At 61.2% G+C, this 9,531-nt stretch carries 10 protein-coding genes and 3 tRNA genes; 10 read left to right on the forward strand and 3 right to left on the reverse strand.

Annotated features, from left to right (window positions below):
* The first annotated feature begins 5 nt into the window (after window positions 1–5).
* A complete protein-coding gene (locus AC1D0I_RS28425; protein ID WP_477399308.1) occupies window positions 6–572 on the forward strand; it encodes a DUF2569 family protein in 567 nt (188 codons plus the stop codon).
* A gap of 817 nt (window positions 573–1,389) precedes the next feature.
* On the opposite strand, the gene AC1D0I_RS28430 is transcribed toward AC1D0I_RS28425, so the two are convergent.
* A tRNA-Thr gene (locus tag AC1D0I_RS28430) sits at window positions 1,390–1,465 on the reverse strand.
* 158 nt (window positions 1,466–1,623) lie between these two features.
* On the opposite strand from AC1D0I_RS28430, the gene AC1D0I_RS28435 reads away from it, so the two are divergent.
* From AC1D0I_RS28435 to AC1D0I_RS28450, 4 genes are all read left to right on the forward strand, one after another.
* On the forward strand, window positions 1,624–1,791 hold the full coding sequence (locus AC1D0I_RS28435; RefSeq protein WP_095090676.1) for a hypothetical protein: 168 nt from the start codon (window positions 1,624–1,626) through the stop codon (window positions 1,789–1,791).
* Between the two features lie 241 nt (window positions 1,792–2,032).
* Window positions 2,033–2,236 carry a hypothetical protein gene (locus AC1D0I_RS28440; protein WP_477228474.1) on the forward strand — a complete coding sequence of 68 codons (204 nt, stop codon included), beginning with the start codon at window positions 2,033–2,035 and terminating at the stop codon, window positions 2,234–2,236.
* Between the two features lie 413 nt (window positions 2,237–2,649).
* A complete protein-coding gene (locus AC1D0I_RS28445) occupies window positions 2,650–2,799 on the forward strand; it encodes a BA14K family protein (RefSeq protein ID WP_477399315.1) in 150 nt (49 codons plus the stop codon).
* A 153-nt stretch (window positions 2,800–2,952) separates the two neighbouring features.
* On the forward strand, window positions 2,953–3,195 hold the full coding sequence (locus tag AC1D0I_RS28450; RefSeq protein WP_477228472.1) for a hypothetical protein: 243 nt from the start codon (window positions 2,953–2,955) through the stop codon (window positions 3,193–3,195).
* Window positions 3,196–3,211: 16 nt separating this feature from the next.
* Here AC1D0I_RS28450 and bhcR read toward each other — a convergent pair whose 3' ends face one another.
* The gene (bhcR, locus tag AC1D0I_RS28455) at window positions 3,212–4,033 is read right to left on the reverse strand and encodes an HTH-type transcriptional regulator BhcR (protein WP_477228471.1); all 822 of its coding nucleotides are present in this window, start codon (window positions 4,031–4,033) and stop codon (window positions 3,212–3,214) included.
* A 213-nt stretch (window positions 4,034–4,246) separates the two neighbouring features.
* Between bhcR and gcl the strand changes: the two genes are divergently transcribed.
* The 3 genes from gcl (at window position 4,247) to AC1D0I_RS28470 (ending at window position 7,880) form a co-directional block, all read left to right on the forward strand.
* A complete protein-coding gene (gene gcl, locus AC1D0I_RS28460; protein WP_095091669.1) occupies window positions 4,247–6,028 on the forward strand; it encodes a glyoxylate carboligase in 1,782 nt (593 codons plus the stop codon).
* Window positions 6,029–6,052: 24 nt separating this feature from the next.
* On the forward strand, window positions 6,053–6,850 hold the full coding sequence (gene otnI, locus AC1D0I_RS28465; protein ID WP_477399309.1) for a 2-oxo-tetronate isomerase: 798 nt from the start codon (window positions 6,053–6,055) through the stop codon (window positions 6,848–6,850).
* A gap of 112 nt (window positions 6,851–6,962) precedes the next feature.
* Window positions 6,963–7,880 (forward strand): 2-hydroxy-3-oxopropionate reductase, encoded by a 918-nt coding sequence (locus tag AC1D0I_RS28470; protein ID WP_477399311.1) that lies wholly within the window; start codon window positions 6,963–6,965, stop codon window positions 7,878–7,880.
* 114 nt (window positions 7,881–7,994) lie between these two features.
* Here the strand turns inward: AC1D0I_RS28470 and AC1D0I_RS28475 are convergent, their stop codons facing one another.
* Window positions 7,995–8,843, reverse strand: a complete 849-nt coding sequence (locus tag AC1D0I_RS28475) for a TrmH family RNA methyltransferase (protein ID WP_477399313.1) — start codon at window positions 8,841–8,843, stop codon at window positions 7,995–7,997.
* A gap of 199 nt (window positions 8,844–9,042) precedes the next feature.
* Here AC1D0I_RS28475 and AC1D0I_RS28480 point away from each other — a divergent pair.
* Window positions 9,043–9,127 (forward strand) — tRNA-Tyr (locus AC1D0I_RS28480).
* Window positions 9,128–9,216: 89 nt separating this feature from the next.
* Window positions 9,217–9,290, forward strand: a tRNA-Gly gene (locus tag AC1D0I_RS28485).
* The last annotated feature ends 241 nt before the right edge of the window (window positions 9,291–9,531 follow it).

Genomic DNA, 9,531 nt, shown 5'->3' on the forward strand with positions numbered 1-9,531 from the left:
GGTGAATGCAGTTTTCCATCTGGCATTGGGCAATTCTTCTGTTGTTGATCGGAGTGCCCGTCTTCTTTGCGGTTCGATCTGCCTACAAGCCCGTCCAGAATCCGGCGGAGCTCGTCGGAATTGGAGGGTGGCTGATGCTTCTCGCGATTGGTCAGGCCATGGCTCCATTGCGTACGCTCGCCACATTGGGTTCGTCGAGCGATGGTTACAACCAGCTCATGCTGGTGCCGAACGGACCCATGGTGGTCTACGGCGAGGTTGGGCTGGTGCTGGCATTTCTGGTGCTTCAAGTGGTCGTGCTCGTTGCCATGCTGAGGCGGAGCCTAAGGTTCAAGCAGCTCTTCCTCACCCAATGGCTAGCAATCCCGGTGGTATTCATCCTGGACGCGATCTGGGTTTCCACGGTTTTCGGCGTCCCGGTTGGACAAGTGGTCACCGGAGAGGCGCTTGCTACGTCCATAACCTCRTTTGTCCTGGTCGGACTCTGGGTCGCCTACGTCTACAGATCGGTCAGGGTGCGCAACACGTTCACCAGAGTGAAAGCCTCCGCCGAGGTCGCGAACGCGGCATAGACGCGGGGCAATACGAATATTTTGGAGCGCTCGCGCTCTCGGTCATTCCTGAAACCTCTCGCTGATCCCGTCGCAAAATGCTAGCACAAGCAGCAGTCAAACCGTGCTGCCATTTCATCAATGCTTAGAATTTCGGGAACTCTTCTCCATGGCGGGTCAACCCGTGCGCCGGTTGAGGTTCGTCCCGATTTTGGCGGCGGCCATATTCGACACGGTGTTCAACGGCCGAGCCTCGAAACATGGGAACGTGTCTCGCCGCCGACGACCATTGACGGGCTTGTTCGAGAACTGCAGCGCCAATTTCCCCACATGGCCATACATGCGACCGGCGGAGTGCGGACAGTCCGCCGCCAAGCCGAATTGATGGCGGAGCGGCGGCTTTCGAACCGGGCGCAATTCCTGAGGGTATATCGTCAAGCCCAGCATATTACCGAGATGGACGCGTGGGTCACTCAACATCCTCGCGCTACCCGATCGCAAACGAACGAGGCGTTCGAACAGATAATACACCGGGCCCGCGGACGCGGGGCTCCGGTTAGCAACCATCTGGATGACCGCGCCCGCGATATTTCCATTCCACATGGAAATCCTCACGAGCAAGCCGAAGTGCACCGCGCGCTGCAAAATTGGGGTGCACACGTCATCCTGGAAGGAGATGCAACCGGCGGGCCGCATTGGCACGTGGACTACACACCACAAGTCGGGCCACCAATGGGGCGCAGGCCTTGATCGAGGTGCTGCTGCAAGAACGGCGGCCTAAAGCGGTGATGCCTAAGGCTCTGAAATTATTAAATTAATTGACATGTTGCCGGGAAACTGGTGCCCCCGGACGGAATCGAACCGCCGACCTTCGGTTTACAAAACCGCTGCTCTACCAGCTGAGCTACAAGGGCACGGCGCTCCGGTTAGCATATTTGTTGCGCCAGTAAAGACAAAACTCCATTTTCGGTTACCCGGCATCGAGTGGACCGCCGGGGAGGGGCATCCTGAAAACCGCCAAATCGCTTCCTACATATCTGGCAGGTGCAATCGCTTCGAGCAGGGGTGTCGCATGATCAGGTTTGTCATCATTCTCCCCATCATCTTGGTAGTCTGGATGCTGCTGGTGAAAATCATCAGCGATGTGAAGAAGGCCAATGTCGACTGGACCGGCGTCACCACCATCATCGGCTTCATCGCACTCGCCTTCTGGCTTCGCCATGTCACCGGCATGGGGTGAGCGGTAGGGAGTAGGGAATAGGGAATAGCGAATAGCGAATAGTCCAGGTGGCGAGTGCGGCTCTTTCGCTACTCGCTACTCCGCTACTCGCTATTCCCTATTCCCTATTCCCTATTCCCTATTCACTCGTCTTCCGGCGCCGCCGAAAAATCTCCGAAACCTTTCGAACCATTTGCCGCACCGCGCCGACTGATGGTCAGAGGCGAATGGGTCGCCTCGATCAAGGATCCAGGAGATCATCATGTTCAAGCGCACTCTTACGTCAGGCCTCGTTGCCATTTTCGTCGCCACCGGCGCGCTCGCCGGCACCGTCGGCACGTCGTCAGCCCACGGCATGCATCATCATCATCGTCATCACCATTATTACAGGCATTTCGAGCACTGGTGGTGGCACCACAACCATCATCATCATCACCACCATGGCCGGGTGATCATTTTCCTTTGATGGAGGGACCCAATTCCCCAAAGGGCGGCTTCGGCCGCCCTTTTTGCGTCTTGTGCCAGGTCGCTGAGCTCCCGGCCTCGACACCAAGGTCCAGACTTCCGTCGATACGCGGAGGCATAGCGCCGGCAGGCCTCCACACTGGTTGATTTCTGCGGCTCCAGGAAAATCGAAAAAAGTTTCGAACCTTTCTCCTTGCCGTCACGACAGATGATCAAGAGGCGGATGGATCGCCTCGTTCAACGAAGCAAGGAGATCATCATGTTCACGCGCACACTCGTTTCCGGCCTCATCGCCACCACCGTCGCCGCCACCATGCTGGTCGGCACCGTCCAGCCCTCGGCCGCGCATTCGCATCATCACCACGACCTCGGCATCGGCATCGCCGCCGGCGTTGGCGGCTTTGTCCTGGGCACCTGCTCGCCCAGCAGCCCCGCACCGTCTATGTCGACGAAGACGGCGGCTCGTGGCACGTCCGCCGCTGCTTCGACCGCTACGCAAGCTACGATCCGGACTCAGACACCTATGTCGGCTACGACGGCTACCGTCACTACTGCCGGCTCTGAGAGGAGGTGGCGTCTCAATCAACTGCAGGAGGGGCGCCCCCGCCGCCCCTCTTTTTGCTGTTCGCAAGATGTTCGGGGGGAGGCGGATGGGATCGGGTCCTGGCCGGGTACCGAGGCCATGATTTCGAGACATTGCGGCGGGACAACGATCCTATGAAGAGAGCAATTTCTGCCGTTCTCGCCCTCGCCACGGGAGCGGGCGCACTGCTGTTCACGCTGGCCTGGCATGACCGCTACTGGTTGTGGCGGGATTGCTTCAACGAACTTGGCCGCTGCTACAATTCCGAAAGCGGCGAGGTTTTTCTTGAACAGGCCGGGCTGGTGTGGGGCATGTTCGCCATCGGCTGTCTGCTTGCTTGCCTGTTCTTTGCCCGATTGGCCTTCTCGCGGCGGTGAGTCTCCCCGCGCCGCATCAGGCTGAGATGGCGCCGCCAATCATCCTGGTCACCTCGGCTGCGGCATCGCGCACCAAAGGGCCGATCTCGGCCAGCCGTTCCGGCGTCACCCGCACGGTAGGCCCCGACACCGAGACACCACCGATCGGCTCGCCGAATTCATTGAAGATGGCGGCTGCCACGCAACGCATGCCGGGGTGCCGCTCCTCGTCGTCCACCGACCAGCCACGCCGTTTGATCGTTGCCAGGTCATGGGCAAGGGCGGAAATGTCGGAAAGCGTCCTGTCGGTGAAGCGCTGCAGTCCAGCCTTGCGCAGGATGGTGCCGACACGCTCCGGCTCAAGATGCGCCAGCACCGCCTTGCCGATGCCGGAGGCGTGGAAAGGGCTGCGCGTCCCCGGCCGGAAGAAGGCGCGGATCGCCTGGTGCGTCTCGACCTGGCTGACAAAGACCACGCAATCATCCTCGGCAACGCCGAGATTGGCGGTCTCGCCGGTCCTTTCCATCAACTCCTGCATGACGATACGGGCGCGGTCGACCAGCTTGCGGCGGCGCAGGAACGCCGCGCCCATGCGGTAGGTCTCGACGCCGATCGACCAGAGCTGGTCGCTGGTGTCGAATTCGACCATGCCATGGTTTTCGAGTGTCGTCAGCATGCGGTAGGCGGTGGAGGCGGCAAGGCCGCTTTGCGCTGATATCTCGCTTAGGGACAGGCCGCTGCCTTCGGCGACAATGGCCAGGATGCGCAGTGCCCGGTCGAGCGACTGCACCGAAGTCGGCTCGGAGGGCCCGTTGAAGGCGCGCGGCCGACCGCGCTGGCGTTTCTCGGTGGTTTCCATGGCCGCATTGTCGGCAATTTGGCGCGAGAGGCAATGAAAAAGTTTTTCATTGTGCGAGGTTGTGAAATCGATGGAAAACGAAAAACCGTTCAAATTCATCATCTAATCGCCGTTTGTTAGAAATGAAAAAATATTCTGAAAAAATTGAAAAATAGCCGGCTTGGTGACATTCTCAGCCATCCAACAATGACAAACCCTGTGGAGGGCTGGAAAATGGCCAGGATGCGCGCTGTCGATGCTGCGGTTCTCGTTCTTGAGAAGGAAGGTATTTCCTGCGCTTTCGGCGTGCCGGGCGCGGCGATCAACCCATTCTACTCGGCCATGAAGGCGAGGGGAACGATCCGCCATGTCCTTGCCCGCCACGTCGAGGGCGCCTCGCATATGGCGGAAGGTTTTACCCGCGCCAAGGCTGGCAATATTGGTCTGTGCATCGGCACCTCGGGTCCGGCCGGCACCGATATGATCACCGGGCTCTATTCGGCCGCCGCGGATTCCATCCCGATCCTGTGCATCACCGGCCAGGCGCCGCGTGCGCGGCTGAACAAGGAGGATTTCCAGGCGGTCGACATCGCCGCCATCGCCGCGCCGGTCGCCAAATGGGCGGTCACCGTCATGGAGCCCTATCTGGTGCCGATGACGCTGCAGAAGGCATTCCACCTGATGCGCTCGTCGCGCCCGGGGCCGGTGCTGATCGACCTGCCGGTCGACGTGCAGTTGGCCGAGATCGAGTTCGACATCGATGCCTATGAGCCGTTGACGCCGTTCAAGCCGGCAATGACGCGCGCGCAGGCCGAAAAGGCGCTGGCGATGCTCAACGCGGCCGAAAAGCCGCTGATCGTCGCCGGCGGCGGCATCATCAACGCCGATGCGTCGGATCTGCTCATCGAATTCGCCGAAATTTCAGGCGTGCCGGTCATCCCGACCTTAATGGGCTGGGGCGCCATCCCCGACGACCACCGGCTGATGGCCGGCATGTGCGGGCTGCAGACGTCGCACCGCTACGGCAATGCGACGATGCTGGAGGCCGATTTCGTCTTCGGCATCGGCAACCGCTGGGCCAACCGCCACACCGGGTCGGTCGACGTCTACACCAAGGGCAAGAAATTCATCCATGTCGACATCGAGCCCACTCAGATCGGCCGTGTTTTCGCGCCGGATCTCGGCGTCGTCTCGGATGCGGGCGCCGCGCTGAAGGTGCTGCTCGACGTCGCCACGGAGTGGAAGACGGCGGGCAAGCTGCGCGATTGGTCGGGCTGGGCCAAGGAATGCCAGGGCCGCAAGAAGACGATGAAGCGCAAGACGCATTTCGACCAGGTGCCGCTCAAGCCACAGCGTGTCTACGAGGAGATGAACAAGGCGTTCGGCCGCGATGTCACCTATGTCACCACGATTGGCCTGTCGCAGATCGCCGGCGCGCAGTTCCTGCATGTCTACAAGCCGCGCAACTGGATCAATTGCGGCCAGGCCGGCCCGCTCGGCTGGACCTTGCCGGCAGCCCTTGGCGTTCGCGCCGCCGATCCCGACCGCACCATCGTGGCGCTGTCGGGCGACTATGATTTCCAGTTCATGATCGAGGAACTGGCGGTCGGCGCACAGCACAAGCTGCCTTATCTCCATGTCGTGGTGAACAACGCCTATCTCGGGCTGATCCGCCAGGCGCAGCGCGGCTTTTCGATGGATTTCGAGGTCAATCTCGCGTTCGAGAACATCAACCGCTCAGGCGATCCCGAGGCCGGCTATGGCGTCGACCATGTTGCCGTTGCCGAGGCGATGGGCTGCAAGGCGGTCAGGGTGCGCAAGCCCGAGGAATTCGCCGCCGCTTTCAAGGAAGCGCAGCGGCTGATGAAGGAGCACCAGGTTCCGGTCGTGCTCGAATTCATCCTCGAGCGCGTCACCAACATCTCGATGGGCACCGAGATCGACAAGATCACAGAATTCGAGGACCTTGCCGAACATCAGGAAGACGCCCCGACGGCGATCGTGATGCTGGATTAGTTCAGCGGAAAAGGAGAAAAAGAAATGCCGCGTTTCTCAGCCAATCTTTCGATGCTCTTTGGCGAGCACGATTTCCTCGACCGTTTTGACGCAGCTGCCCGCGCGGGCTTCAAGGGCGTCGAATATATCGGCCCCTACGATCACGCGCCTGAGGTGGTCGCCGCCCGGCTGAAGAAGAACGGCCTGACGCAGGTGCTGTTCAATCTGCCGCTGGGCGACTGGGGCAAGGGCGAGCGCGGCATCGCCGTGCTGCCGGATCGCGTGCCGGAATTCCGCCAGGGCATCGCCAAGGCGATCACCTATGCGCAGGCGCTCGGCTGCCAGCAGGTCAATTGCCTTGCCGGCATCGCTCCCGCGGGCRCCGATCGCAAGGTGCTGGAGGACGTCTTCGCCGAAAACCTCGCCTTTGCGGCGGAAAAGCTGGAGCAGGCCGGCATCCGGCTGCTGATCGAGCCGATCAACACCCGCGATATCCCCGGCTTCTTCCTCAACTACTCCGACCAGGCGCTGGCGCTGATCGACCGTATCGGTTCGAAGAACCTGTTCCTGCAATACGACATCTATCACATGCAGATCATGGAGGGGGATCTCGCCCGTACCATCGAGGCAAACCTCGGCCGCATCGCGCATATCCAGCTTGCGGACAATCCCGGCCGTCACGAGCCGGGGACGGGCGAGATCAACTATCCCTTCCTCTACGAGCATATCGACCGCATCGGCTATTCCGGCTGGATCGGCGCGGAATACAAGCCGAAGGCCGGCACGGAGGCCGGGCTGGATTGGTTCAGGGAACTGGCCGGGCAGGGCAGCGCGGCGGCTTAGCTGCCGACGCTGAAGCTGCCAATCTCCCCACCCGTGGGGGAGATGGCCGGCAGGCCAGAGGGGGGGCGCGAAGGAACGCAGCCTCGACAAAGACATACGACGGAGAAAAACAATGGAAACCATCGGTTTCATCGGCCTCGGCATCATGGGCGCGCCGATGGCGGGGCATCTGCTGGATGCTGGCTATACGGTCATCGCCAGCGACCATCGCTCGAAGCCGCCGGCTGACCTCGTCGCCAAGGGACTGAAGTCAGTCTCCGGCCATGCCGCGGTGGCCAAGGCGGTCGATATGATCATCCTGATGGTGCCCGATACACCACAGGTTGCCGATGTGCTGTTCGGCGACAACGGCGTTGCATCCGGCCTGACCAAGGGCAAGCTGGTGATCGACATGAGCTCGATCTCGCCGATCGAGACCAAGGTGTTTGCTAAAAAGATCAATGAACTGGGCTGCGACTATCTCGACGCGCCGGTTTCGGGCGGCGAAGTTGGCGCCAAGGCGGCATCGCTGACCATCATGGTCGGCGGCGAGGACAAGGCGTTCGAGCGCGCCAGGCCGGTGTTCGAGAAGATGGGCAAGAACATCACCCTGGTCGGGCCGAATGGCGTCGGTCAGACCACCAAGGTGGCCAACCAGATCGTCGTCGCGCTGACCATTGAAGCTGTCGCCGAAGCCCTTGTTTTTGCATCGAAAGCCGGTGCCGATCCGGCCAAGGTCAGGCAAGCGCTGATGGGCGGGCTGGCGGCCTCGCGCATTCTCGAAGTGCATGGCGAGCGCATGGTCAAGCGGACCTTCGCGCCGGGCTTCCGTATCGAACTGCACCAGAAGGACCTCAACCTGGCGCTGGAAGGGGCAAAAGCACTCGGCGTGTCGCTGCCCAACACCTCGACTACGCAGCAGCTGTTCAATTCCTGCGCCGCCAATGGCGGCGCCAGGGAGGATCACTCGGCGCTGGTCAGGGCGCTTGAGCGGATGGCCAATTTCGAGGTGGGCGGCAACGCAGCCGAAATCAAAGGCAAAGCGGCATAGGTCAGGAGAGGGCGGCGTAACGTTCCCAAGCCGCCAACTCGTGCCTGTCGAAGAGCGGGCTCCTGCGTCTGTCGCCGGAGCCCGTTTCGCATTTCGAGATGTTTGGCGTGAGGCTCAGCCGCGCTTCAAGAATGCCCGCGCCGCATAGAGGCTGATCGCCGCGGCGTTCGACACATTGAGCGAACGGATGGCACCGGGCATGTCGAGCCGCGCCAGCGTCGTCACCGTCTCGCGCGTCTTCTGGCGCAGGCCCTTGCCCTCGGCGCCGAGCACCAGCGCTATCTTGTCACCGGCGAAACTGGTTTCGAGTTCCGCCGGCCCGTCCGAATCGAGGCCGATGGTCTGGAACCCGGCCTCGTGCAACTGGCCGAGCGCGTCGGCCAGGTTCTTCACCTCGATCTGGTCGATATGCTCCAGCGCGCCGGAGGCCGATTTCGCCAGCACGCCCGATTCCTGCGGGCTGTGGCGCGCCGTGGTGATCAGCGCGCCGGCGCCGAAGGCGACCGCCGAGCGCAGGATGGCACCGACATTGTGCGGATCTGTGACCTGGTCGAGCACCAGCACCAGCCTGGCATCGCCAAGTGCATCAAGCCGCTTCGGCTTCAGCGGTTCGGCCTCGATCAGCACGCCCTGATGCACGGCGTCCGAGCCGGTGATCTTGTCGATGTCCCTGGGTTCGACCAGTTCCGCCTTGAAGGGCAGGGCGGCGATATCAGCGATTTCCAGGCGTTCGGCCGCATTGCGCGTGACCAGCATCCTTCTGATCCTGCGGCGCGGATTGTCGAGCGCCGCTCGCACCGTGTGCAGGCCATAGAGCCGCACCAGTCCGTCCGCGGCATGTTCGCCTGGCGGAACCGGCTGCCTGGGCCTGAACGCCGGCGCGCCGCCGCTTTTCTCGTCGCGATAGGCGCGCCGCAACTTGGCGTAGTGTGTGTCTTTCGGGGTGTTGGTTTTGTCGCTCATGGCCGGCTTCTATAGCCGTCTCCTCAGGCCAAGGATATGGCTCGTCGCCGCAGCCGGCGAACAACATCGAAAAACGCCGGTTGCGCGGTTGACACCCAATGGCCTTGCCGCCATAAGGCGCTTCGCTGGTTTCGGAGAAGACTTAACTCGGGTCCGGATTGGCGTGAATGCCTCGTTGCATGGCTCCGGCGGCAGAACTGGAGAGGTGCCCGAGTGGTTAAAGGGGACGGACTGTAAATCCGTTGGCTTAGCCTACGTTGGTTCGAATCCAACCCTCTCCACCACTGCTGGCCCGGAAGCCCTGAAACGCGAAAGCATCGGACCGAAAAGTGCATGGCGCTTTTCGGGGGAATCCGGTACTTCAGTGCAAGGCGCGGGTATAGCTCAGTGGTAGAGCAGCAGCCTTCCAAGCTGAATATGCGGGTTCGATTCCCGCTACCCGCTCCATTAACTATTTGATATTTATATGAAATTTTTCCTGAGATCGATAGTGCCGTGTCACTGCGCCTGTCAGTACTGCGCTGTTATTCCTAAAAAGCCCGCTGCAGATATTCAGCTTGGTAAGCTTACCCTCGACAGAAGGCGGCACTGAAAGGACGTGCGCGAAATAGGTGGAAAGCTGCCATTCGGCTCATCTGCCAGAACGGGCAAACAGAAGCGGCCATCCGCCTCTAGTTCTCAGATGACC

The sequence above is a fragment of the Mesorhizobium sp. P2_D1 genome, assembly GCF_056404455.1.